At 57.2% G+C, this 23,680-nt stretch carries 21 protein-coding genes and 1 riboswitch; of the genes, 10 read left to right on the top strand and 11 right to left on the bottom strand.

Features of this window, described 5'->3' with window-relative positions:
* The first annotated feature begins 130 nt into the window (after positions 1-130).
* A complete protein-coding gene (locus MHI24_RS13540) occupies positions 131-1,324 on the top strand; it encodes an IS256 family transposase (RefSeq protein WP_340022824.1) in 1,194 nt (397 codons plus the stop codon).
* Positions 1,325-1,859: 535 nt separating this feature from the next.
* Here MHI24_RS13540 and MHI24_RS13535 read toward each other — a convergent pair.
* Positions 1,860-2,519: a response regulator transcription factor gene (locus MHI24_RS13535; RefSeq protein ID WP_340026101.1), complete on the bottom strand. Its 660-nt coding sequence runs from the start codon at positions 2,517-2,519 to the stop codon at positions 1,860-1,862.
* Positions 2,520-3,031: 512 nt separating this feature from the next.
* Positions 3,032-4,189, bottom strand: a complete 1,158-nt coding sequence (locus tag MHI24_RS13530; protein WP_340026100.1) for a histidine kinase — start codon at positions 4,187-4,189, stop codon at positions 3,032-3,034.
* A gap of 202 nt (positions 4,190-4,391) precedes the next feature.
* Here MHI24_RS13530 and MHI24_RS13525 point away from each other — a divergent pair, with 202 nt between their 5' ends.
* From MHI24_RS13525 to MHI24_RS13500, 6 genes are all read left to right on the top strand, one after another.
* The gene (locus MHI24_RS13525; protein WP_340026681.1) at positions 4,392-5,327 is read left to right on the top strand and encodes an ABC transporter ATP-binding protein; all 936 of its coding nucleotides are present in this window, start codon (positions 4,392-4,394) and stop codon (positions 5,325-5,327) included.
* 12 nt (positions 5,328-5,339) lie between these two features.
* Positions 5,340-6,503: an ABC transporter permease gene (locus MHI24_RS13520; protein ID WP_340026099.1), complete on the top strand. Its 1,164-nt coding sequence runs from the start codon at positions 5,340-5,342 to the stop codon at positions 6,501-6,503.
* Positions 6,500-7,654, top strand: coding sequence for an ABC transporter permease (locus MHI24_RS13515; protein WP_340026098.1), 1,155 nt, complete (start codon positions 6,500-6,502; stop codon positions 7,652-7,654). Before MHI24_RS13520 ends, MHI24_RS13515 begins: the two co-directional genes overlap by 4 nt.
* Before the next feature lie 106 nt (positions 7,655-7,760).
* Positions 7,761-8,084, top strand: a complete 324-nt coding sequence (locus MHI24_RS13510) for an L-rhamnose mutarotase (protein ID WP_340026097.1) — start codon at positions 7,761-7,763, stop codon at positions 8,082-8,084.
* A 154-nt stretch (positions 8,085-8,238) separates the two neighbouring features.
* Positions 8,239-9,369 carry a cation:proton antiporter gene (locus MHI24_RS13505; protein ID WP_340026096.1) on the top strand — a complete coding sequence of 377 codons (1,131 nt, stop codon included), beginning with the start codon at positions 8,239-8,241 and terminating at the stop codon, positions 9,367-9,369.
* Positions 9,370-9,525: 156 nt separating this feature from the next.
* Positions 9,526-10,329, top strand: coding sequence for a hypothetical protein (locus MHI24_RS13500; RefSeq protein ID WP_340026095.1), 804 nt, complete (start codon positions 9,526-9,528; stop codon positions 10,327-10,329).
* Positions 10,330-10,553: 224 nt separating this feature from the next.
* Here MHI24_RS13500 and MHI24_RS13495 read toward each other — a convergent pair whose 3' ends face one another.
* The 4 genes from MHI24_RS13495 to MHI24_RS13480 all read right to left on the bottom strand — a co-directional run bounded on the left by MHI24_RS13495 (position 10,554) and on the right by MHI24_RS13480 (position 13,719).
* Positions 10,554-11,351: an ABC-2 family transporter protein gene (locus MHI24_RS13495; RefSeq protein ID WP_340026094.1), complete on the bottom strand. Its 798-nt coding sequence runs from the start codon at positions 11,349-11,351 to the stop codon at positions 10,554-10,556.
* A gap of 19 nt (positions 11,352-11,370) precedes the next feature.
* Positions 11,371-12,180: an ABC-2 family transporter protein gene (locus tag MHI24_RS13490; RefSeq protein WP_340026093.1), complete on the bottom strand. Its 810-nt coding sequence runs from the start codon at positions 12,178-12,180 to the stop codon at positions 11,371-11,373.
* Complete coding sequence (locus MHI24_RS13485) at positions 12,181-13,206, bottom strand: ATP-binding cassette domain-containing protein (RefSeq protein ID WP_340026680.1); 1,026 nt, start codon at positions 13,204-13,206, stop codon at positions 12,181-12,183.
* Positions 13,207-13,368: 162 nt separating this feature from the next.
* A complete protein-coding gene (locus tag MHI24_RS13480) occupies positions 13,369-13,719 on the bottom strand; it encodes a hypothetical protein (RefSeq protein ID WP_340026092.1) in 351 nt (116 codons plus the stop codon).
* Positions 13,720-13,894: 175 nt separating this feature from the next.
* On the opposite strand from MHI24_RS13480, the gene MHI24_RS13475 reads away from it, so the two are divergent.
* Positions 13,895-14,701 carry a LuxR C-terminal-related transcriptional regulator gene (locus tag MHI24_RS13475; RefSeq protein ID WP_340026090.1) on the top strand — a complete coding sequence of 269 codons (807 nt, stop codon included), beginning with the start codon at positions 13,895-13,897 and terminating at the stop codon, positions 14,699-14,701.
* Positions 14,702-14,778: 77 nt separating this feature from the next.
* On the opposite strand, the gene gcvPB is transcribed toward MHI24_RS13475, so the two are convergent.
* Genes gcvPB through gcvT form a run of 3 tightly spaced genes read right to left on the bottom strand, consistent with a single transcriptional unit; the run spans position 14,779 to position 18,709 of the window.
* Positions 14,779-16,239, bottom strand: a complete 1,461-nt coding sequence (gene gcvPB / locus MHI24_RS13470; RefSeq protein ID WP_340026089.1) for an aminomethyl-transferring glycine dehydrogenase subunit GcvPB — start codon at positions 16,237-16,239, stop codon at positions 14,779-14,781.
* On the bottom strand, positions 16,236-17,588 hold the full coding sequence (gene gcvPA / locus MHI24_RS13465; RefSeq protein WP_340026088.1) for an aminomethyl-transferring glycine dehydrogenase subunit GcvPA: 1,353 nt from the start codon (positions 17,586-17,588) through the stop codon (positions 16,236-16,238). The genes gcvPB and gcvPA overlap by 4 nt, the downstream gene beginning before the upstream one ends.
* Positions 17,585-18,709, bottom strand: a complete 1,125-nt coding sequence (gene gcvT / locus MHI24_RS13460) for a glycine cleavage system aminomethyltransferase GcvT (protein WP_340026087.1) — start codon at positions 18,707-18,709, stop codon at positions 17,585-17,587. The genes gcvPA and gcvT overlap by 4 nt, the downstream gene beginning before the upstream one ends.
* A 213-nt stretch (positions 18,710-18,922) precedes the next feature.
* Positions 18,923-19,020, bottom strand: a riboswitch (glycine riboswitch).
* Between the two features lie 185 nt (positions 19,021-19,205).
* Between gcvT and gcvH the strand changes: the two genes are divergently transcribed.
* Positions 19,206-19,598 carry a glycine cleavage system protein GcvH gene (gcvH, locus tag MHI24_RS13455; protein WP_340026085.1) on the top strand — a complete coding sequence of 131 codons (393 nt, stop codon included), beginning with the start codon at positions 19,206-19,208 and terminating at the stop codon, positions 19,596-19,598.
* A gap of 108 nt (positions 19,599-19,706) precedes the next feature.
* Here gcvH and MHI24_RS13450 read toward each other — a convergent pair whose 3' ends face one another.
* Together MHI24_RS13450 and MHI24_RS13445 are read right to left on the bottom strand one after the other, a co-directional pair.
* Positions 19,707-20,588: a flagellar motor protein MotB gene (locus MHI24_RS13450; RefSeq protein WP_340026084.1), complete on the bottom strand. Its 882-nt coding sequence runs from the start codon at positions 20,586-20,588 to the stop codon at positions 19,707-19,709.
* The gene (locus tag MHI24_RS13445; protein ID WP_340026083.1) at positions 20,585-21,388 is read right to left on the bottom strand and encodes a flagellar motor protein; all 804 of its coding nucleotides are present in this window, start codon (positions 21,386-21,388) and stop codon (positions 20,585-20,587) included. The genes MHI24_RS13450 and MHI24_RS13445 overlap by 4 nt, the downstream gene beginning before the upstream one ends.
* Positions 21,389-21,574: 186 nt before the next feature.
* On the opposite strand from MHI24_RS13445, the gene uvrB reads away from it, so the two are divergent.
* Positions 21,575-23,566, top strand: a complete 1,992-nt coding sequence (gene uvrB, locus MHI24_RS13440) for an excinuclease ABC subunit UvrB (protein ID WP_340026082.1) — start codon at positions 21,575-21,577, stop codon at positions 23,564-23,566.
* Positions 23,567-23,680: the final 114 nt, after the last annotated feature.

The raw sequence follows: 23,680 nt of genomic DNA, 5'->3' as shown, positions 1-23,680 counted from the left end.
GGAAAACCGAATACATTCGGCGTTGCAGATGGCGTAAAGTAAGTTGTGTACCAGAATTTGGAGCCTAGTCAGGCACCAAAAAAGTAGGGTATCCTCGGGATTGCGAAACCACCAAGGAGGAACCCTACCAATGAATATTTTACCCGAAAGTTCTCTGAATAATCTATTTGAAAAACTTGTTAAAGACTTCATGAAAGAGAACATGGAATCACTCCTGCGTGCCGAAATTCAGGGGTTTATGGACAGTGAAGAAGCCGGTGCCAATAATAGTCGTAACGGATACTATACACGGGATCTGCACACGAGATACGGCCATATTGAGGATCTTCAGGTGCCCCGAGACCGCCAAAGCCTTTTCCAGACGCAGCTGTTTGAGCCGTACCAGCGGCGGGACGGATGGTTAGAAGAGGCCGTCATCCAAATGTACAAATCAGGCATGGGCACGCGGGATGTGGCCCGGTTCATTGAAAGTATGTTTGGCAGCCACTACTCCCCCACCACGGTCAGCAATATTACGGCTACGGTGCTGGACGATATCCACCAGTGGCAGAAACGTCCCCTGAGCAAACGGTACTCCGTCATCTACTTGGATGGGCTGTACGTGAAGCTGAAACGGGGTACGGTTCGTGGCGAAGTGGTCTACTTTGCGATGGGAATTGACGAGGAGGGACAGCGTCAAATTCTCGGGTTCTACGTGGGCGGCCAAGAGAGTTCGAATGGCTGGCGGGAGGTACTCAAAGACCTGTACGACCGCGGAGCGCAGGAAGTCCTGCTGGGTGTGTTTGACGGGCTACCAGGTCTGGATGCGGCGTTTAAAGAGACCTATCCTCAGGCCGATGTACAGCATTGCGTAGTGCACAAAGTGCGGGCCACGTTCCCTAAAATCCGGATGGAGCACAAAACCGATGTCATTGAAGCGTTGAAAACCGTATATACCGCACCGGATGAAGTGGTCGCCCGGGCGAACTTTGATACGGTCAAAGCGAAGTGGAACAAGCTGTATCCGAAGGAAATGAGGTCCTGGGAGGAACAGTTATCCACACTCCTGACGTTCTACAAGTATCCGGAGTCGATCCGTAAAGCGATCTACACGTCGAACCCTATCGAGCGCATGAACAAGGAAATCCGCAAGCGCCTGAAACCGATGAACAGTCTGACGAACATGGATGCGGCAGAGAAAATCGTGTACCTGGAGATGCTGGAATACAATGAACGTCATGCAGGGCGGGTCACCCAAGGCTTTGGCGTGGATGCCGTTAAAAAGAAGCTAAAAGAGCTATTTGAAACACGCTACCCCTCTTTGCCCGCACCGGAAGAGGCGTAGCAGAGAAATCCAGTTTCTGGGGGTCGGGGTTCCCCTCCCCCCAGAAACACTACACCCCAACCCGTAACCCGGGGAGGTACTTCTACTCTCTTACACAAACTTCTTGACGCTACCGCGTTGCATGGGCGTGTGGGCCAAATGTATGTGGAAAACCGAATACATTCGGCGTTGGGTGGGCGTGTGGGCCAAATGTATGCGGAAAACCGAATACATTCGGCGTTGCATGGGCGGGTGGGTCAAATGTATATGAAAAACCGAACACATTCGGCGTTGCTGCGATGAGGGAGGGCCCCATGCTCCACAGTCAGTAACATTTTTAGAGAAATCCTGCAGAAAGTGCAGCAATCCTGCCCCATAGAAGCGGTCTCTGCTACAATCCTGCACAGAATGCAACAATTCCAGCGCTAACTTGCTCCAAACACCAGAATTTCTGCAAAAGATGCAACATTGCTCCACAGCCAGTAACATTTATAGAGAAATCCTGCAAGATATGCAACAATCCTTCCTCACCTTACCTACTACCGCCCATCACTTCCTAGCTCCTCTGCTTACTCTTCAGATACAGAATCGCAATCTGCGTCCGGTCGCGTACACCGAGCTTGCTGAGGATATCTGTAATGTAGTTCTTGACCGTTCCTTCACTAAGGAACAGCCTGGCGGCGATCTCACGGTTGGTCAGCCCCTCTGCGATGGCGCTTACGACCGCCTGCTCGGACGGGGTTAAACCATAGGAAGCAAACGGCTCCGCCTGGGGAGCCTCCTCCCGCACGGACGGCTTCAGGAAGCCGGCCAGCTTGCGGGCAATTTCGGGGTGAATGAGCATATTGCCTTCATGCACCGTTTTGATTCCTTGAATAATCCGGTCCGGCGGAATATTCTTCAGCAGATAACCGCTGGCTCCGGCCCGCAGCGCCTCGATAATGTATTCATCATCGTCGAAGGTGGTCAACATCAGAACAGCAGTCTGCGGATGAGCTTGTTTGATCAGGCGTGTGCCATCCACCCCGTCACAGCCCGGCATCCGTATGTCCATCAGCACTACATCGGCTCCATCGGGCAGCGTATCCAGCAAAGTCAGAGCTTCCTGCCCATCCCCGGCCGTCCCGGCGACCTCAATGCCAGTGTCCAGGCCGAGCAGCACCTTCAGACTCTCACGGATGAACGAATCATCGTCAACGATTAACACTCTAATCATGCTCCAGTACCCCTTGTCACTATATATTCTCCAGCTATGCTCCGGCGATGGGAAATAGTTGGATTTACAGCACTTGCTGATCAGCTAACGGCCTCTCTGGGGGCAACAGTTGGATAAACAACACTTAATTACTCCTAATTCGCCCGTCAGCCTCCCAACCTGCAATAGCAGATGCTATTTTTCCAACTATCTCCGTGGAATCGTCAGAAATCAGCAAATTAACATACGTTTCTCCACTTGTTTGGAGCAGGAGGAAGCACTCGCCCCATCGATTCCGCATGCAGCCTTGCAGGTATCATCCACCTGCCCGGATGGCGGCCCGCAAGCAGCCCTGGAAGTGCATCCACCTGCCCGGATGCTGGCCCGCAAGCAGCCCTGGAAGTGCATCCATCTGCCCGAATGGTGGTCCGCATACGGCCTCGGAGGTGTCTTTCATCTGCCCGGATGGCGGCCCGCAAGCAGCCCCGAAGTGTCATCCACCTGCCCCACATCATCCCCGCACCCCGCCACCCTTAAACCCCCTCCGTCTGCCGGTACACCGGCAGACGGGTGATAACCGTGAACTGCGGCTCCAGCCGCAGCTCCAGCGTGCCGCCGACCATGGCGCAGCGCTCGCTCATGCCCTTCAGGCCCATCCCGCCGCTGCCGGACAGGCGGTCCAGCGGGCTGGCTTCAGGCAGCCTCCCGTTATTGCCGGCCTCCATCCGCACCTCATGCTCGGTGTAGGTGACCTCCACCCGCACGGAGCTGGCCTGTCCATGCCTTAGGGCGTTGGTAATCGCCTCGCGGGCATTGGCATACAGCACCACCTGAAGACTCGGATAGAGCGGGTAAGGAACCCCCTGCACGGTATAGGAGGTGGCGATGCCGGTATCCCGGCCCACCTCCTCCAGCAGCCGGTCCAGCGCATAAGCGCCTTCCAGCTGCGGGGTATAGTTGATCCGCTTCAGCGCAGAGCGCATGTCGTCCATGCTGGCCGCGAGCTGGTCGCGGATCTGGTTCACCATGTGCAGCCCTTCACCGGGAGCCGCAGGCAGGGTATGAATCGCCGCCTCGGTCATCATCTTGACCCGGATCAGCCGGTGGCCGATATCATCGTGCAGCTGGCGGGCGATGCGCACCCGCTCCTCCGCCTGGGCGGCGGCCTCGACCTGCGAGGTGAACTGGAGCAGCCGCGAGCGGGCTTCTTCCAGCTCGAAGTGCTTTTTGCGCAGCTCATCATAGAGAAACAGGCTGTCGGCCTGGCCGCGCCCGGCCTGGAGCAGCAGCACATTCAGGCCCGCCGGCAGCAGGAAGCTGAGATTGGCTCTGGCCCGCTCTGCCGGAGCAGTGCCGGCCAGAGCGGCATTCAACAGGATTAGATGAAGACAGAAGAAGATCACAGCTCTGTTCCGGGGCAGCAGCCGGGTATACCACAGCACCGCAGACACAGCCGCAAAAATCATCAGCGCACCATACTCCCGGCACAGCCAAGCTGTGAAGAGCAGCTCCAGCCCACCGGTAGCGGCAGCTAAGGGAGCGGGCAGCTTCGTCCCGAGCGTTGCCAGCAAGAGCAGCAGCAGGAGATGCAGGGTGAATCTATCATAGTCGGCGTAATCATACACATAGATGGATAGAACCGCCGGAAGGATGATGAGGCTATAGCGGAGCAGATTCAGTGGTCTGGTCAAGTTTCAGCCCTTCCTTTTACAATCATTCGTTGTCCCGGGCAGCGCCCGGCGTCAGCTATCTCCATCTTAGCATAAGAGTGCTGCTGTTCAGGAGATGACTTTGGTCACCTCAAGCATATGACCTTTAGGACCTGCGGCTGCACCCGGGGGCGGAGTACAATCAGAATATAAGAACGAGGAGAACAGGGGGATGACCATAACTATGGCACTGGCCGTATTAAGGGATGTCGTGAAGAGGTATGACAGCAAGCTTATTGTGGATCACGTGAATTTCAATATAGAGGAGGGTGAGATCTTCGGCCTGCTCGGCCCGAACGGGGCCGGAAAGAGCACGACCATCAGCATGATCTGCGGACTGCTTCGGCCCGACAGCGGGGAGATCCGGATCGATGGTCTGTCAGTACAAGAGAAGCCGATTGAGGTCAAAAAGCGGATCGGACTCGTTCCCCAGGAGCTGGCGTTATACGAGAACATGTCGGCAGCCGATAATGTAAGCTTCTTCGGCAAGCTGTGCGGCCTGCGCGGCAAGCTGCTGAAGGAGCGGACACAGGAGGCGCTGGCCTTCACCGGCCTGAGCGACCGGGCGGGGGATAAGCCGTCCACCTTCTCCGGCGGGATGAAAAGACGCCTCAACATCGCCTGCGCCATCATGCACCGCCCGCGTCTGATCATTATGGATGAGCCGACCGTCGGCATTGATCCCCAGTCGCGCAATCATATTCTGGAATCGGTCAAGGCGCTCAACCGGATGGGCTCGGCGGTGATCTATACCAGTCATTATATGGAGGAGGTGGCGGCGATCTGTGACCGGGTGGCCATTATGGATCAGGGGCATATTATCGCCTGCGGCACGGAGAGCGAGCTGCGGGAGCGGGTTGCCCATGAGGAGAGAATCGTCGTGAAGGCGGCGAATATCTCCCCTGCGCTGATCAATGAGCTGAAGCAGCACCCCCGGATCACCCGGGTCGAGGCGGCAGCGGAGACGATTGAGCTGTATCTTCCGTCCTCGCAAAGTGCGCTGCAGGATATTTTGTTTATTTTCGCCAGACATGAAGGGATTATCGCTTCCCTTAACATTGAAGAGCCGGATCTGGAGACGCTGTTCCTCAGTCTGACCGGCCGCACGCTGCGGGATTAAGGAGGGAAGAGTGTGAATACCTGGATCATTATGGTGTATGAGCTGCGCCGGCTGCTGCGTTCCCGGTCGATGCTGATCAATATGTTTCTGCTGCCGCTGGTGCTGATCTTCCTGCTGGGCGTTTCGCTCTCGGGAGTGGTGGGGGTGAAGGAAGGGGCCGGGATTAAACCGGTGCACGTGGCTGTTGTGAATACGGGCGGCGGGGGCGCAGGGACGTCTGCAATGATTGCGGCTTTTCTGGAGAAACCGGAGGTTAAGGAAGTCATTATCCCTGTAGACGCGCAGAGCCGGGAGGCGGCAGAGAGCGGGCTGCGCACCGGTAAATATGCTTATGCTGTGATTGTTCCCCCGGGCTTCGACCGGGAGGTGCAGAGCGGACAGAAGGCAGAGCTGGAGTTCATCCTCGGCAAAAGCCATTCCGACAACCGGATTGCCGGAACGGCCTTCGACAACTTCCTGCGCACGCTTAACTATAAGCAGGCGGCAGCGGTTGCGCTCGGGCCAGAGGCTCTTGCGGCTTCCCCGGCAGTCACTGAGCAGGCGGCCGTGGTGATGGGAGATCTCAATAATGGCGGGAGATCGTATACAGCGGGCCAGTTCTACGGGGCTTCCATGCTGCTGATGTTCCTGCTGTATAGCGGGCTGATCGTAACCACCTCGCTGTTCGGTGACCGCGAGAATCATACGCTTTTCCGGTTGAATTCCATGCCGGTCAAGGGCTGGCACGTGTTCACTGGCAAAATTCTGAGCGTAACCCTGGTGAGTATCCTGCAATGCCTGACCATTATTCTGCTGTCCAACCGGCTGTTCGGAATTTACTGGGGGAACCGTCCGGGATTGCTGCTGGTATTCTGCCTGCTGATGATAACTGCTTCGGTTACATTCTCCGCGATCGTCTGTCTCTTTAGCCGCAAGTCGGCTACGGCAGTCAATATTATCAATATTATAACGATTGTAATGACCTTCATCAGCGGCGGAATGCTGCCTCTCCCCGATACCTGGGTGAATAGCGCCGGGATGTTCACGGTGAACCACTGGGTACAGCAGGCGATGATCCGGATGATGCTGCACTCCGGTCTGGAGCAGCTTCTCCCGAATCTGTGGGTTATGTGTCTGATATGTGCAGCGCTGCTCGGGGCTATGATTGTGTCATACCGGAAGGTGGGCTACCAATGAATAAAATAATGACTATTGCCTGGAACATGGTCAAACGCAGCATCGGCACGGCCAGAGGGATGATGATCTTCATCCTGCTTCCCGGTGTTGTGGTGGCGGCGATCATCTCACTTAGCGGAGGCGCCGGGGATAAACCGGACACCCTCCTGTACGTGAACTCGGACACAGGCCCCGCCGGCAGTCATCTGCTGGCAGAGCTGGCGAAGACGGGGGATTACAAGCTGGAGGCGCGCGGGAGTGAGGCTGCATTGAAGGAAGCCACGACCCGGCAGGAGGGCTCAGCGGGGCTGTGGATTCCTCCCGGATACTCAGCGGCACTGCTGGCGGGGGAGCAGCCACAGCTTCGCATATATGAACTGCGGACCAGCGAAGGCTCGATTGTGGCCAAAATGAACGCCGCTGCAATCGCCGCGAACATGGCCGGAGCGGCACAGGCGGCAGCTGCCGGCGGCACCGGAGATCCGCAGACGCAATTCGCCGCTGTATTGAAGCAGGCGGAGCAGCATAACGTTGGAAGCCTGCGCACCGATTATAACCTGTATCCGCGGCAGACGCTGGGCACCATTACCGGGCTGACGCTGATGTTCCTGATGATGCTGATTACCAGCTCCGTTACTCTGATTATGGATGACCGCGTAGGACGGACCATGATGCGCATGTTCAGCGCTCCGGTCCGCTCGTATGAGATCGCGCTCGGGAATTTCCTGGGCAGCTTCCTGGTTGGACTGATTCAGATCCTTGTCGTGCTGGTACTGGGCAAATGGGTGCTCCGCTACGACTACGGGCTGCCGCTCGTCCTCTACTTCCTGGTGCTGGCAGCATTCATGCTGGTCTCCATGGGGATCGCCAGCACCGTTGCCGGCCTGATCCGCAATCCGCGCAATGCCGGGATGCTGAACTCTCTGATCCTCACTCCGACCTGTATGCTGGGCGGCTGCTTCTGGCCGATCTCCATCATGCCGGATTATATGCAGAAGCTGGCTAACTTTACGCCGCAGAAATGGGCTATCCAGGCGGTGGATATTGCCGCGACCGGCGGCGGCTGGAGCGAGCTGTGGCTTCCGTTTGCGGTGCTGGGCCTGATGGCTGCGGTGCTGCTGGTGATTGGCTCCGCCATTCTCCGTCCGAATGAAGCCGGAATCAGTGTATGAGACCGAACAGTATCCTGTTTGCTGTCCCCATGACTAAATCGGACATATTCAAATGCAATAATTATGTGATATGATCAGATCAAAGATTAAAGGGGAGGGCATCAGGATGAGCAGCAACAAGCTGGCTTGGACCTGGAAGGTGAAACAGGAATACTTAGCGGAATATGTGCAGATGCATCTGGAGCCGTGGCCGGAGATTCTGGAGGAGCACAGCAAGGCAGGCATCCGCAATTATTCGATTTTTCAGAACGGCAACCAGTTCTTCTATTGCTTTGAATGTGAGGATACGGAGGCGGCCTTCGCCTACATTGCCCGGAGTGAGGCCTGCAACCGCTGGAATGCGATCACCTCGCAGATGGTGGAAGGCTCCTTCGACTTCAACGATGCGGTTCCGATGGTGCCGCTGCGCGAGGTTTTCTATCTGAAGTAACCGGGTTTACAGCCCATTGATGAACAGGTATACTGGAGAGAAGCGTCTGATGAAAGAGAACTGAATAATTCAGTGTTATTAGGAGGAGCCTGTCACCAAGGGCTTCTCTTTGTCTTTTCGTGTGGATTTTTTTGGGAAAAAGGAGAGTATCACCGTGGAGTTCATTTTGTCTTTACTGCTGATTCTGTTATTCACCAAGCTGGCGGGTGATCTGTCGGTCCGGCTGGGCCAGCCGGCGGTGCTGGGTAAGCTGTTGAGCGGTATCCTGCTTGGACCGGCCGTGCTCGGCTGGGTGCAGGATACCAGCTTCATTCATTACATGTCGGAGATTGGCGTGCTGCTGCTGATGTTCATTGCCGGATTGGAGACCGACCTCGATCAGCTGCGCGCGAACTGGAAGTCCGCGCTTGCGGTAGCGGTTGGCGGCATTCTGCTGCCTTTTATCGGCGGATATGGCATCGGAGCTTGGTTCGGCTTCGCGGACCACAATGCCCTCTTCCTGGGCGTCATCCTGAGCGCCACCTCAGTCAGCATTTCCGTTCAGGTCCTGAAGGAGATGGACCGGCTGAATTCGCCGGAAGGCTCAACCATTCTGGGGGCGGCGGTGCTTGATGATATTCTCGTGGTGGTGCTGCTGGCGGTGCTGATGAGCTTCTTCGGGACAGGGAGTGACATCTCGCTTCCTCTCTTGATCGGCAAAAAACTGCTCTTCTTCGCCGTCGCCATTCTCGCAGGCTGGCTGGCCGTTCCCCGGATGATGCGCTGGCTCGCTCCGCTGCGGGTAACGGAGCCTGTTATCACGGCGGCGCTGGTGATTCTGTTCGGATATGCGTACTTTGCCGAGATGATGGGGATGGCCGGGATTATCGGCTCCTTTGCCGCCGGGATCGCTATCGCACAGACCTCATTCAAGCACGTGGTGGCGTCCAAGGTGGAGCCGATTGCTTATTCGCTGTTTGTGCCGGTCTTTTTTGTCAGCATAGGGCTTAGTGTCAGCTTCGAGGGGCTGGGCAGCCACATCGGCTTCGTGTCGGTGTTAACCGTGTTCGCGGTATTGTCCAAATGGATCGGCGGCGGGACCGGTGCCCGGCTGACGGGCTACAGCCTCCGCTCCTCGCTGGTGATTGGTGCCGGAATGATCTCCCGGGGCGAAGTTGCCCTGATTATTGCTTCCACGGGTCTGGCCAGCGGGCTGCTGCTTCCGGAGTATTTTACCGGTGTGATTATCGCAGTGATTCTGACTACGCTCGTTACACCGCCGCTGCTGAAAGTAATGTTCCGGTAGACGGTCGCTGTATTTGGAGATTAGTAATATTAGGATTGGGCCATTCCTTGCGGTTTGTAATATGACTATTTTTTAATGGGAAAAAGACAAACTCTACACGTGTGAGCGCCCATCTCCCTTTATAATTGAAGAGCTTGCAAAGTTATACAGAGGGGAATGAGATCCATTAAAACGATCGCTACACCACGGGCAGCGGGCGTGCTACTGGCACTCGGCCTGCTGCTGGGCTGCAGCAGCCCGGAAGGCGCCGGTTCGGCTGCGCCGACGCCGGAGGCTGCGTCGCCGGAAGGGAATGCGGCTGCGCCGACGGCGTTGGCCTCGGCTACACCTGAGGCCTCCGCTGCAACTGCCATCGTGAGCCAATTTCCGCCGGATGGCCTGGCCGGATCGGTCATTATCGATTCCGTGAATGCGGAAGGGACGGTCCGGGCGAGAACCTCAGCAGGACCAGGCGAAGGTGAGCTGCTGATGATCTCCAGCAGTACGGAGGAGCGGGGCCATCTGAATGTCTCCAGTAACTATGGTCTGGAGGGGGAGCAGACGTATCAGGCGGACTACTCCATCGTATACCGGAAGGGTCAACAGGATCAGGTATTGTTGAAGCTGCCCGCCTTCCTATTCGTCCAACCGGCTGACCGCGTGCTGGAATTTACTGTGATTCATTTCGAGCAGGCGGAGGTCTTCCTGCTTGCGCCTCAATACAAGTCGGGGCACGGCTTGGTGGCGTATGCCTTTGCCATGGATAAGAAGAGTGGATTAGTGTTCCCTGTATCCTTCAAGCAGGGGGAAATCGTACACGATACGCTGGTCTACTCCGAGTTGCCGCCGTTCCCGGCCAATGAGGACGAACAATTAGTCGTGTATGCGCCAGTGGGTGCCGGAGGCGATCCCGAACCGGGACCGCAGAGGTACGAGCTGGACCTTGATAAACGGCAGTTTGTTGCAGGGCAGAGTGAGTGAAATGAAAGGGATAAATTCATCAGATGTAACCGGAAGTGGGCGGGGGGAGTGTGAAATGTTCTGCACCTCATTCCCCCCGCCACCCGTGGCTCCTCCCGCAACCTGCGGTAGCTACCCCCGCCTACCTGCGGCAGCATCCCCGTCTACCGCCAGAACCCACCGCAAGTGAGCGACGGACTGCCACACTGCCACGCCCGCCGCATTGCCACATACCGCCCCACCACTCAGTTCCCCGTACTCTCATACTTGGACAGGCCGTACCGGAAGATTCCGTAGGCCGCGGCTGCACTGCCTATGGCTGCGGCGGGGGCGAGCAGCCACCAGCCGGACCAGCCGCTTTTGCCGAAGATGTAGGTGGCCGGGTAGAAGCTGATGAAGGCGTAGGGCAGCACGGTAGAGATGAAGATGCGGATCGCCTGCGGGAACAGCGTAATCGGATACTTCGCCAGGTCCGACAAGTTATGCACCATCAGCGGAAAAGCATTCCCGGCATTGCGTATCCAGAAGGCGGCAGAATTGCCGGCCAGATTGATCGACACCCGGATGATGACTGCCGTGATGAACAGCAGCAGCAGTACCGCCGCCTTGCCCGCACTCCACTCGATGGGGCTGTGCACAAGCGACTGCCAGACGATGACGCCGCCGATCAGCAGATTGCCAAGCCCGTTGATGCCAATCCCGGTGCAGAACACCTGAAGGATAACGGGAACCGGCCGCAGCAGATAGCGGTCCAGCTCGCCCATATTCACCAGTCTGCTCATCCGCCAGGAGCCTTCGAAGAACAAGGAGCCTACGCCTTCCGTGAGGAAAATCATCGCGTACATGAAGGTGACCTCCCAGAAGCGCCAGCCGTGGATGTCCGGAATCCGGTCGTAGATGACCCAGAGGAAGACGAAGCCGAGCACCTGCGTCAGGGCGGCGGAGCACATCAGGATATAGAAGTCTTTGTTATATTCCAGAATTGCCTTGAGCTGTTGCACATACAGCCTTCTGTAGAGATAGAACATTTGGGTCATTTTCATTCTGCGTCCTCCTCCTGCCTTAGCCTCCATGGATCGTCACCTGGCGGACCGCCCAGCTCCACAGGGCCTTGCCCGCCAGCCAGAGCGCCGCTCCCCAGAACAGCTGAATACCGATGAGCCGCAGGCTCTCCCCCGTATCTACCTGTTGCAGGAAGATCATCGTCGGCGTATGAATGATAGCCTGGAAGGGCAGCAGCAGAGCCAGCTTTTCCAGCCAGTCGGGGAAGAAAGCAAGCGGAACCAAAGCGCCGGACAGGAGATTGGTCAGGGCAATCCGGGTCCAGACAATGCCGAGCGAGCCGGTGGACCAGAAGCATAACAGCGCCGCCAGATACACTACCCCGAACTTAACAACAACCGCACCGAGCAGGCTGATGACGAATAGCAGATAGACGGTCAGCGAATGGGGAAAAGCAATGCCGGTGACAAAGGTGGTGAACAGGATCAGCAGCACCGTGCTCATCGCGCCCTCCAGCAGGCTTGCGCCCAGGGTCTCGGCGAATCTCGCCGTCTGGAAATCCACCGGCTTCAGCAGGTCCATGGCAACGCTGCCGTCCAGGATTTTGCCGGAAATCGCCGTCTCAGAGTACCAGGACAACACGGAATTGGCCAGGAAGGTGACCAGCAGATAGGTCTTCATCTGATCCCAGGTGTAGCCGCCCAGCGCCTCGCGCCCGCCGTATATGCCCTGCCACAGGAAGAAGATTGCAGCCAGATTGATCGTATTCGCCAGTATATTAATGATGTACGAATTGCGGTAGGCCATTACATTCTGCAGGGAGCGGCTGGCGATGCTTCTGTATTTCCTGAGCTTAGCAGCAGTTGGCATCTAACCGATCCTCCCCGTTTCCCGGCCGTGGTTCAGGTTCAGCTGTCCATCATAGACTGCCTTAATGACATGCTCAATCTGGGTATCCTCCATGCGGAAATCGAGCACCTCGCCGTAATTCATCACCTTGCTGACCACTGTACTGGCACTATACTCATGTCTGTCAAAAGCCACCGAGAACTCCTGCCCGCTTCTCTGCTCCAGCTTCAATCCGGGCGTCCGCTCCAGCTGCCGGTACAGTTCCGGCATAGGCTCGCCGACCTGAAAGAAGATGACGCGGGTGGAGGCAAACCGGGCCTTGACCTCACTCAGCGTGCCGTCATAAATAATCGCCCCGTGGTCGATGATGATCAGCCGCTTGCATAAGTCTTCGATGTCGCCCAGATCATGGGTGGTCAGCATCACGGTCGTCTGCTGCTCCTGGTTGATCTGCTTGATGAATTCCCGGATCTTCTGCTTCACGGAGATGTCCAAGCCGATGGTCGGCTCATCGAGATAGAGAATCGGCGGATTATGCAGCAGGGCAGCGGCCAGATCGGCACGCATGCGCTGACCCAGGGAGAGCTTGCGGGCCGACAGATGAATGAACTCGTTCATGCCCAGTAGATCCGTAAACAGGTCCAGATTTTTCCGGTAGAGGGCATCCGGGATCTGATAGATATCCTTCAGCAGCGAGAAGGACTCGGAGATCGGAATATCCCACCAGAGCTGGGTGCGCTGCCCGAAGACAGCCCCGATCTGGGCCGCATTTGCCATTCTGTGGGTGTAGGGATTGATGCCGTTTACCGATACGCTGCCCGCAGAGGGCCTCAGAATGCCGGTCAGCATCTTCAGTGTGGTCGATTTGCCGGCCCCGTTCGGGCCTACATAAGCCACCGTCTCGCCGGTCTCAACCGTCAGATCCAGCGGCTTCACCGCGATCTTCTCAATATACCGGGGCATGAACAGATGCTTCACTGCCCCCTTCAGGCCCGGCTCCTTCACCGCCTGCTGGAAGGACTTGCTCAGTCCTCTGACTTCTATCATGCTCAAGGTGAACCCTCCTGTGTTCCAACTTTGAAAGCGCTATATCACACGTAGATATAAATATAACACTGCCCGAATGTCGAAAACTATCGATTCTGGTCGTCTCAGCAATTAATACATAGAAATATGGCGAATGGCCAAAAAACGGCCCTCCCTATACGGTTACACTAACCGGGAGTTGCCGTTTCGCTTGAGAATGGACTTCAGGACGAAGCCTAGCAGCAGGGGCAGGACGAGCTGGACCGCCAGTCTCCAGCCCACTGCGTACAGGTCCACCAGGTGGATTTGCTTCAATAGCACATATACCACATTATATAAGAGGAAGGAACAGCTGATGGTGATTAGGGGGATCAGGGTCAGTGCCGGTCTGCCATGCAGAATCCGGCAGCCTGCCAGCAGAAGAAACGAACAGCCGGCCATGATCAGCAGGGCGTCATTGCTGCCGAAGCGCAGGAAAGACACGAAGGCGGTGACCAGATTCAGAGCAGATGATAGATAGCCGATGCGGAGCAATGTCGAACCTCCAGATATTATGTAATCGGTGACAGCAGATTTCTACATTTTACAGTGCTAAAGCGCGAATTTACAGGTCCCATGCCGAATGTTCATTAATCCGTAATTGTATGTTATAATGCTTTCTTCTAAAATTGGTTATATAGGAAATGGTAAATATGGAGGGGATCATCGAGTGAATACGTTTGATCAGCCGAGAGCATGGAGTGTGCCGGGAGACTTGGATTCAAGCAAGCTTGAAGCCTTCCGGCCGCTGGATGCGGCTCTGACGGATTGGAATGGCGGGGGTTCCGGGACAGCTGCGGCCACAGATTCCAAAGAGCATATCTATCATAGAGCCATGATAGCTTCAATACGCAGTGAGATGGGCAAATTAAGCCAGCTGCTGTCGATCCCTTATGTGGTGTTTCTGACAGACAGGGCGGGCATCATTCTGGAGCTGGTCTATTCCTCGCCGGTAACCCGGGAAGAGATGGAGCAGGCGGAGCTGCGGCCGGGGGTCAGTCTGGGCAGAGAGCAGGCCGGTATGAATGCGGTCTCGCTGGCGATGGAGACGGAGGGGATCGCGGTCGTGCGGGGAGCAGAGCATTCGGATCGGGCCTTCCGCAACTGGAACTGTGTCTGCGCGCCGCTGCAGGATCATGATACCGTGTACGGGTATGTGGATATTTCTTTTGATATCGCCGAGCCGGTTGAATTCGCCGTTCCGTTCGTGCAGCAGATTGCCGAGAATATGCTGGAGAAGTGGATGGAGAGGAACCCGGAGATGCAGCAGTACCGGCTGGACAGCACCCTGATGGAGTATAAGCTGACGGCGCGGGAGCAGGATGTCGCACGGCTGTGGCTGCTGGAGAAGAGTGCGCTGCATATTGCCAATGATCTGGGGATCAGCGAAGGGACGGTCCGCAACATGCTGAAGAGCATCTACAGTAAAATGCGGGTGAATGACCGCTTCCAGTTCGTCAAACGGCTGACGCCGTAGAATGGAAATATACATACAGAATAGCCGGGCAACAGCGATACTAAGTATCTCTGGCCCGGCTATTTCTCATGCGCGGTCTATCCGCAGGAGCAGTTCAGCACCGGCTTCCGCGCAGCCTGCGTCTCATCCAGACGGCTGATCTCCGTCGTATGCGGCGCATTAATGACGATCTCAGGCGTCTCTTGCGCCTCCTTGACGATCTGGATCATCGTCTCAATGAAGCCGTCGAGCGTCTCCTTGCTCTCAGTCTCGGTCGGCTCAATCATCATGCATTCCTCTACAGTCAGCGGGAAGTAGACGGTCGGCGGATGGTAGCCGAAGTCCAGAAGCCGCTTGGCTACATCGAGGGTACGCACCCCGTATTGCTTAAGGTTCTTGCCCGACATAACGAACTCATGCTTGCAGACCCCCGGGAAGGGAATCTCGAAGTATGGCGCCAGCCGGTGCATCATATAGTTGGCGTTCAGCACCGCATTCTCCGACACCTCGCGCAGACCCTCCGGCCCGTAGGTGCGGATATAGGCATAAGCGCGGACAAGAATGCCGAAGTTGCCGTAAAAGGCTTTGACGCGGCCAATCGATTCCGGCCCGCCGCAGTCCAGCGTGAAGCTGCCGTCCTCTTTCTGTGCCACCGTAGGCTGCGGCAGGAACGGAATCAGCTTCGCCTTCACGCCGACCGGTCCGGCTCCCGGCCCGCCGCCGCCGTGCGGTGTGCTCATCGTCTTGTGCAGGTTAAGATGCACGACATCGAAGCCCATATCGCCCGGGCGGGTGATGCCCATAATGGCGTTGGAGTTCGCGCCGTCATAATAGAGCAGGCCGCCTGCTTCATGCACAATCGCCGCGATCTCGACGATCTGCGTCTCGAACAGCCCGAGCGTGCTCGGATTCGTGAGCATCAGCGCAGCCGTGTCGCTGCCGACCGCCGCTTTCAGGGCTTCCAGATCCACCATACCCTTCTCATTGGAGGGGATGGTGACGGTCTGCAGGCCGGCCGCTGCGGCGCTGGCCGGGTTGGTGCCGTGCGAGGAATCCGGCACGATCACCTTGGAGCGGACCTCGCCGCGGCTCTCATGGTAGGCGCGGATCATCATCAGGCCGGTCCATTCGCCGTGTGCTCCGGCAGCCGGCTGGAGGGAGACGGCGTCCATGCCGGTCAGTCCGGCGAGATCCTTTTGCAGTGTGTACATCAGCTCAAGCGCACCCTGGATGCTCTCCTCCGGCTGGTACGGGTGGATCTTCGCGAGTCCCGGGAAGCGGGCGACATCCTCGTTGATCTTCGGATTGTATTTCATCGTGCAGGAGCCGAGCGGATAGAATCCGTTATCGACCCCGAAGTTGCGCCGGGACAGCGCGGTATAGTGGCGGATGACATCGACCTCGGAGACCTCGGGCAGCACCACCGGCTCTTCGCGCAGCAGGCCTCCGGGAATCAGCGACTCCAGGCTCTCCTCCTGCGGCACGTCGCATACCGGCAGGGAGTAGGCCGAGCGGCCGGGGCGGCTTAATTCAAAGATCAGACTTTGTTCCGGTTTCATAGACAGCCCTCCAGTGCTACTGCGAATTCGTCAATTTCGGTTCTGCTTCTCTTCTCGGTTACGGCAATCAGCATATGTCCGGCCAGCTCGGGATAGTCCCGGCCCAGGTCATAGCCGCCCAGATAGCCTGCCTTCAGCAGCTTGGAGTTAACCTCACTTACACTGCTGCCTTCCGGGAGCTTCAGGACGAATTCATTGAAGAACGGGGCTGTGAAGACACGCTCTGCACCTTTAACTTCAGCCAGCCGCCCGGCGGCGTAATGGCTCTTGCGGATGTTCAGCCCGCCGACCTCGCGCATTCCTTCCTTGCCCATTACAGACAAATAGACGGAAGCGCACAGCGCCAGCAGTGCCTGGTTCGAGCAGATGTTCGACGTCGCCTTCTCGCGGCGGATATGCTGCTCCCGCGCCTGCAGCGTCAGCACGAAGCCGCGCTTGCCGTTACGGTCCACCGTCTGGCCGACGATCCGGCCCGGCATCCGCCGCATCAGCGGCTCAGCCACTGCGAAGAACCCGCAGGTCGGGCCGCCCAGCGAGGCGGCGATGCCCAGCGGCTGCGCGTCGCCGACCACGATGTCTGCGCCCAGCTTGCCGGGCGCTTCCAGCACGCCCAGCGCAATCGGATTGGCGCTGACGACAAGCAGCCCCTTGGCCTCATGAATCAGCGGCTCAATCTGGCGCAGGTCCTCAATGCCGCCGAAGAAATTCGGCGACTGGACCAGAACGGCGGCTGTCTCGCCGTCAATGGCCTCGGCCAGCTTGGCGAGATCGGTCACACCGTCCTTATAGCCAATCTCCACAACCTCCAGACCCCAGGCGTTGGCAGAGGTGCGCAGCACCTGCCGTGCTTCGGGATGGACGGTGCGGGAGACGATCAGTTTTTTGCGTTTGGTCGCTCCAGCGGCCAGTACAGCGGCTTCGGAGAAGGCGGTAGCGCCGTCGTACATGCTGGCATTAGCCACCTTCATGCCGGTCAGCTCGCAGATATAGGACTGGAATTCAAAGATCGCCTGAAGCTCACCCTGGCTGATCTCCGGCTGGTAAGGCGTGTAGGCGGTATAGAATTCGGAACGGGAAATGACATGGTTGATCACAACCGGAATATGGTGGTCATACAATCCGGCTCCCAGGAAGCTGGCATGGCTGTCGAAATCGGCATTCTTGTCGGCCAGATTCTTCATATGGCGAAGGAGTGCGTACTCATCCAGTGCCTCGGATACCGGCAGCGTTCCCTGATAGCGGACGGACTGCGGAATATCGGCGAACAGCTCTTCGACGGATTGAATTCCGACGGTCTCCAGCATTTCTGCGCGGTCCTGCTCCGTCATAGGCAGATAGCGGTGCTTCATTGCGGCTTCACTCCTTGGCTCTTTTTGTAGAATGGGGCTTTGACCACGGCAGCCTTCAGCTGCTTGCCGCGAATCTCCACGAACACCTCGGTGCCCAGCTCCGTATAGGCGGCATCCAGCAGGGCCAGTCCGAGATTGCGCTTCAGGGTCGGGGACTGGGTGCCGGTCGTAATCTCACCGATCTTCACCCCGTCCGCATAGACGGGATAGTGGGAGCGCGGGATGCCGCGGTCGATCATCTCCAGCCCGACCAGGCGGCGCGGCAGGCCCGCCTCCTTCTGCTTCACCAGAGCCTCGCGGCCGATGAAGTCCGCCTTGTCCAGCTTCACGAAGAACTGGAGCCCTGCTTCCAGCGGCGTAATCTCCGCCGACAGCTCCTGGCCGTACAGCGGCAGCTTGGCCTCGAAGCGGAGCGTGTCGCGTGCGCCGAGCCCGGCCGGGGTCAGGCCATGCGGCGCGCCTGCGGCCAGCAGGCCGTTCCAGAGCGCTGCCGCTGCATCCGCCGGGGCGTACAGCTCGAAGCCGTCCTCACCGGTGTAGCCGGTGCGGGAGAGCAGGACATCAGCGCCGCAGACCTGGGCGTGCTCCAGGAAGTGGAAGGGCTTAAGCTCCGGGAGGCTCACCTGCGTAACCTGGGCGAGAATGGTCTCAGCCAGCGGCCCCTGCAAGGCGATCAGGGTGGTCTCATCGGAGATATTCTTCAGGGTGACCCCGCTGAATTCAGCGGTCAGGTGCTCCTGCAGCCACCCGTAATCCTTATCGATATTGGAGGCATTGACAACAAGCATATAGCGCTCTTCGCCCAGCCGGTAGACAAGCAGATCGTCTACAACCCCGCCGTTTGGATAGAGCATGAGGGTGTACTGCGCGGCGCCGTCCGCAAGGCGGCTGACATCATTCGTGGTCATGTGCTGGAGGAAGGCTTCTGCGCCTGCTCCGGTCACCATGAATTCTCCCATATGGGATACATCGAACAGCCCGGCCTGCTGCCGGACCGCATCATGCTCCTTCACGATGCCGGTGAACTGCACCGGCAGCTCCCAGCCGCCGAAATCGATGCACCGGGCCTCCGCATAGGCGGAATAGAGGTCATACAAAGGCGTTCTTCTCAAAGACTCCATCTCGTCACTCCCTTGGTCTGTTTACATCTCCATTCAATCCGTTGACATGCGAAAAAGGACAGGCGAAAATCCATCCATGCACACGAATACGCGCATAAAATAGACTTTCGCTCTGTCCCTTGTACCTGAGAGTTACCCTGCGTAAGGCGCAGGTTTCCCCGTTGGTGATCCGTATAACCTGCATCGCAGGCGTCTGGATACTCTCCAGAGATGCGTCCGGCCAAGGTCCTTTTGCCTGAGAGATTCACCCGTCCCGGGCTTACTCCTTCGGCGCTGTCTTCCTGTGAGACAGTCTCTCCCTCTGCCATCATCCGCAAACCATATGTTATTCTGCTGTCTCCATTAAACCGGGTTTACAAGTCCGCTGTCAATCCAAAATCGTCAAAAGTTTGACAAATTTAATTTTACTGTCAGTTATATTGACATTAGGCAAGGTGATAAATTAGGCTATAACTAAATTTAGAACTCCAAACATGGAAAAGAGGCGGCGAAAGAAATGAGTGAAGTGCTGGACAACCTGCTATACAGCGAAGAGCATGAATGGGCACAGCAGGGCGAGGGACGCGTAGTACGTGTAGGGATTACGGATCATGCGCAGCATCTGCTTGGGGATATCGTGTTCGTAGAGTTTCCGGAAGTCGGCGCAGCCATCACCGCAGGAGACAGCGTGGGCAGCATCGAATCCGTGAAGACAGTGTCGGAGCTGTATTCCCCTGTATCGGGAAAAGTCATCAAAATCAACGATGCCCTGGAGGCCAGCCCGGAGCTGATCAATGATCAGCCGTACGGGGACGGATGGATTTTCGAGCTGGAGCTGGATGATGAATTCGCAGACGCGGTCTCCGGCTTGCTGGATGCGGCTGCTTACAAGGAACTGATCGGGGAATAAGGTACGGAGATAACACAGAATAGGCAGATACTCTTAACATTAGATGTCACTAATGTGAGAGGTCTGCCTATTTAGCTTGTCTGGATTATGCGGGACGGGATAGGTGAACTATTCTTCCTCCTGAAGCTGGCGCAGCACAATCAGCTCCACCCGGCGGTTCCGCTGACGTCCTTCGGGTGTCGTATTGTCATAGGCAGGCCGGGTATCCGCATAACCGGCATACTGGAAATGCTCCGGACTCAGCCCCTCATTGTCCAGGAAGAAGCGCAGCACGGACATGGCGCGGGCGCCGGACAGCTCCCAATTGTCCCTGTATACCGATCCGGGAGTTACGGGGACATTGTCGGTATGGCCCTCGATGCTGATCGTCGCCCCGATGCCGCGGAACAGGCCGGAGAGCTGGCGCAGGGCAGGGAAGGCAGGCGGCTTCAGCTCAGCCCGGCCCGTATCGAACAGGAAGCGGTCGCTCAGGGTAATCGCAATCCCCTGCGGCTTGTCCGCCACAAAGATCTGTTCCCCCAGGTTATTATCCTTCACATATTGTGTGATCACACCCATAAGGTCAGCCAGCTTCTCCTCCTGCTCACGAAAAGCAAGCTCGCGCGCCGTAGGCTGATGCTCCTCCGTATCCTCCTGCTGTCCGGGCGCGGGGGTGCCCGCTGCGGTTCCGTTCTGTCCGCTCCCGCCCGCAGGCTGTCCGGCAGAAGAGCTGCCGCCTTTCTCCGGGTCTTTTGAGTCTGCTGCCCCATCGTTGCCTTTAGAGCCGTCCAGCAGTCCGTTTCCGCCCTCCAGCACCGCGCTGCCGCTCTTGAAGGTATCCGACAGCGAGTCGGTGACAATGGCATACTTCTGCGTGTCCAGGCTGCTCATGGCATACAGAATGACGAAGAAAATAAGCAGCAGGGTGATCAGATCAGCATAGGTAATCATCCAGCGGTCGCTGTTCTCCCGGCCCGGCGCGCGGCGCTGCCTGCGGTTTCGCTGCCTCATAGCCGTTCTCCGGGAGAAGGGCTTACGGGGTTCGTTCCGGCATCTTCTTGCCCAGTGCTGCCAGGAAGGAAGGAGGACAGCTTTTTGCGGACCAGGTGCGGATGATCCCCGTTCTGTATAGACAGGATGCCGACCAGCAGCATCTCCATACCGTTTAACTCGCTTTGGCAGCGGGATTTAATTTTGGAGGCAATGGGCAGAAAGATCAGATTGGCACTGGCCACACCATAGAGCGTTGCAGTAAAAGCTACTGCGATCGAAGCACCCAGATGGGAAGGGTCGGTCAGGTTGCTTAAGACGCGGATCAGGCCCATGACGGTGCCGATGATCCCCATTGTGGGGGCGTAGCCGCCGGCCGCCTCGAATATTTTGGCATAGCCTTCATATTTCAGCTCCCGGGCGTCCATCTCAAGCTCCAGAATCTGCCGGACCTCGGCGGGATCGTTCCCGTCGACAACCAGCAGCAGCCCTTCGCGGGTGAAGCGGTCAGGATGCTCTTCCGCCCGTTTCTCCAGCGCCAGCACACCGCCGCGCCGCGCGGTCCCAGCCATGGAGATCAGCTCTTCCGCCTGCTCACGGCTGGTGTCATGACGGCGGCCAAAAGCGAGCCTCAGCCCCGCCGCTGTGCTGCGGAGCCGGGAGGCCGGGAAGCTGACCAGCACGGCCGCGAGAGTGCCGCCGAACACGATCAGGGCAGCATTCGGCTGCAGCAGGCCGGACAGGCTGCCGCCCTCCCACAGGAAGCCGCCGACCATGGCGGCAAGCCCGGCCAAGAGACCGATAATTGTAGTGATATCCATAAATTCAGGCTCCTTAAATTTCTATATATTATGGTTTGCAACAGTCAGGGCTACACTGTATAATAAACGGGAACGTGCATTCCTATCTTCCATATTTTTCAGCCTTGTCTGGTATTGAGAGGGAAGCTAATGGGTTACAATTATAATATATTCATATATTTTAGACGATAGAGGGGAGACGGGCAAATGAATGAACTTGTCGTCAGTACGAAGACTTTTGAACTGGAGTCCGAGTATACCCCCCAGGGCGATCAGCCTCATGCCATAGAAGAGCTAGTGGACGGCATCCGGCAGGGCAAGAAGCACCAGACGCTGCTGGGAGCGACAGGTACAGGGAAGACCTTTACCATCGCACAGGTGATTAATAAACTGAACCGCCCGACGCTGGTGATTGCGCACAACAAGACGCTTGCGGCGCAGCTGGCGAGCGAGTTCAAAGAGTTTTTTCCAAGCAATTCCGTGGATTACTTCGTCAGTTACTACGATTACTACCAGCCTGAGGCGTACATTCCTTCCTCCGACACCTACATTGAGAAAGACTCCAGCATAAATGAAGAAATCGACAAGCTCCGCCATTCGGCAACCAGCTCATTGTTTGAACGGCGTGACGTTATTATTGTGGCGAGTGTGTCCTGTATCTACGGCCTCGGTTCGCCGCAGGAATACGGAAGCCTGCTGCTGTCGCTGCGCGTCGGGATGGAGAAGCCGCGTAACCAGATTCTGAGCCGGCTGGTGGATATCCAGTACCAGCGGAATGATATGAACTTTGTACGCGGTACTTTCCGGGTGCGCGGGGATGTGATCGAGATCTTCCCGGCCTCCCAGGGTGAGCACGCGATTCGTGTGGAGCTGTTCGGAGATGAGATTGAGCGCATTACGGAAATCGATGTTCTGACAGGCGAGCTGATCGGCGAGCGTGAGCATATTGCGATCTTCCCGGCCTCCCACTTCGTTACCCAGGAGGAGACAATGCGGGTAGCGCTGGTCAATATTGAGCGGGAGCTGGAGGAACGGCTGGCTGTGCTCCGCGAGGCGGGCAAGCTGCTGGAGGCCCAGCGGCTGGAGCAGCGGACCCGCTATGATATTGAGATGATGAAGGAGGTCGGCTTCTGCTCCGGCATCGAGAACTATTCCGGTCCGCTGACCTTCCGTGAGCCGGGGGCGACTCCATATACATTGATGGATTATTTCCCGGACGATTTGCTGATCGTCATAGATGAATCACATGTGACGCTGCCGCAGATCCGGGCGATGTATAACGGTGACCGCGCCCGTAAGACGGTGCTGGTCGAGCACGGCTTCCGCCTGCCGTCAGCGCTGGACAACCGGCCGCTGCAATTCGAGGAATTCGAGGACAAGGTCAACCAGATTATCTACGTCTCCGCTACGCCGGGGCCATACGAGGTGGAGCACTGCGACACGATGGTGCAGCAGATTATCCGTCCAACCGGCCTGCTTGACCCGATTATTGAGGTGCGTCCGACTGAGGGCCAGATCGATGATCTGATCAGCGAGATCCGTGAGCGGGTAGAGCGAGATGAACGTGTGCTGGTAACCACGCTGACGAAGAAGATGGCAGAGGACCTGACCGACTACTTCAAGGAGATCGGCATCAAGGTGCGTTATATGCACTCGGATATCAAGACGCTGGAGCGCATGGCGATTCTGCGCGATCTGCGGCTCGGCGTGTTCCATGTTCTGGTGGGCATTAACCTGCTGAGAGAAGGCCTTGACCTGCCGGAGGTATCGCTGGTGGCCATCCTGGATGCTGACAAGGAAGGGTTCCTCCGCTCGGAGCGTTCGCTGATCCAGACGATTGGCCGTGCCGCCCGTAACTCTGAGGGACGGGTGATCATGTACGGCGATAATATTACAGAATCCATGGACAAGGCGATGAGCGAGACGCGGCGCCGCCGTGAGATTCAGATGGCCTATAATGAGCAGCACGGGATCACGCCGACGACGATCAACAAGAAGGTGCGCGACATCATCGAGGCTACCAAGGTGGCTGAATCCAAGGCCGATTACCTTACCGGAGCGGGCGGCAAGCTGAGCAAGAAGGACAAGATGAGCCTGATGCAGCGCCTGGAGGCCGAGATGAAGGACGCTGCCAAGAATCTGCAATTCGAGCGCGCCGCCGAGCTGCGCGATGCGCTGCTTGAGCTGCGGGCAGAGTGATTTTGAACGGGAAAGGTAACGATTCATGGAACGGTGCTTCGTCAGGCCGTTCCTTTTGAAGATAGATAGCAGTGTCAGGCATTCTAATTGGTTCACGCAAAGGAGAGGTACCGC

The sequence above is a fragment of the Paenibacillus sp. FSL K6-1096 genome (assembly GCF_037977055.1).
Lineage (GTDB): Bacteria > Bacillota > Bacilli > Paenibacillales > Paenibacillaceae > Paenibacillus_AQ.
Note: the sequence above shows the minus strand (reverse complement) of the source record. Positions and strands in the feature narration are given on the sequence as shown.

Excerpts from the sequence above, each read along its gene's own strand:
- MHI24_RS13495 (WP_340026094.1), bottom strand. The coding sequence starts at position 11,351 with ATGAAAATGACCCAAATGTTCTATCTCTACAGAAGGCTGTATGTGCAA.
- MHI24_RS13515 (WP_340026098.1), top strand. The coding sequence starts at position 6,500 with ATGAATAAAATAATGACTATTGCCTGGAACATGGTCAAACGCAGCATC.
- MHI24_RS13525 (WP_340026681.1), top strand. The coding sequence starts at position 4,392 with ATGGCACTGGCCGTATTAAGGGATGTCGTGAAGAGGTATGACAGCAAG.
- MHI24_RS13490 (WP_340026093.1), bottom strand. The coding sequence starts at position 12,180 with ATGCCAACTGCTGCTAAGCTCAGGAAATACAGAAGCATCGCCAGCCGC.
- MHI24_RS13485 (WP_340026680.1), bottom strand. The coding sequence starts at position 13,206 with ATGATAGAAGTCAGAGGACTGAGCAAGTCCTTCCAGCAGGCGGTGAAG.
- MHI24_RS13500 (WP_340026095.1), top strand. The coding sequence starts at position 9,526 with ATGAGATCCATTAAAACGATCGCTACACCACGGGCAGCGGGCGTGCTA.
- gcvT (WP_340026087.1), bottom strand. The coding sequence starts at position 18,709 with ATGGAGTCTTTGAGAAGAACGCCTTTGTATGACCTCTATTCCGCCTAT.
- MHI24_RS13535 (WP_340026101.1), bottom strand. The coding sequence starts at position 2,519 with ATGATTAGAGTGTTAATCGTTGACGATGATTCGTTCATCCGTGAGAGT.
- gcvPA (WP_340026088.1), bottom strand. The coding sequence starts at position 17,588 with ATGAAGCACCGCTATCTGCCTATGACGGAGCAGGACCGCGCAGAAATG.
- MHI24_RS13450 (WP_340026084.1), bottom strand. The coding sequence starts at position 20,588 with ATGAGGCAGCGAAACCGCAGGCAGCGCCGCGCGCCGGGCCGGGAGAAC.
- MHI24_RS13540 (WP_340022824.1), top strand. The coding sequence starts at position 131 with ATGAATATTTTACCCGAAAGTTCTCTGAATAATCTATTTGAAAAACTT.
- MHI24_RS13445 (WP_340026083.1), bottom strand. The coding sequence starts at position 21,388 with ATGGATATCACTACAATTATCGGTCTCTTGGCCGGGCTTGCCGCCATG.
- gcvH (WP_340026085.1), top strand. The coding sequence starts at position 19,206 with ATGAGTGAAGTGCTGGACAACCTGCTATACAGCGAAGAGCATGAATGG.
- uvrB (WP_340026082.1), top strand. The coding sequence starts at position 21,575 with ATGAATGAACTTGTCGTCAGTACGAAGACTTTTGAACTGGAGTCCGAG.
- MHI24_RS13510 (WP_340026097.1), top strand. The coding sequence starts at position 7,761 with ATGAGCAGCAACAAGCTGGCTTGGACCTGGAAGGTGAAACAGGAATAC.
- gcvPB (WP_340026089.1), bottom strand. The coding sequence starts at position 16,239 with ATGAAACCGGAACAAAGTCTGATCTTTGAATTAAGCCGCCCCGGCCGC.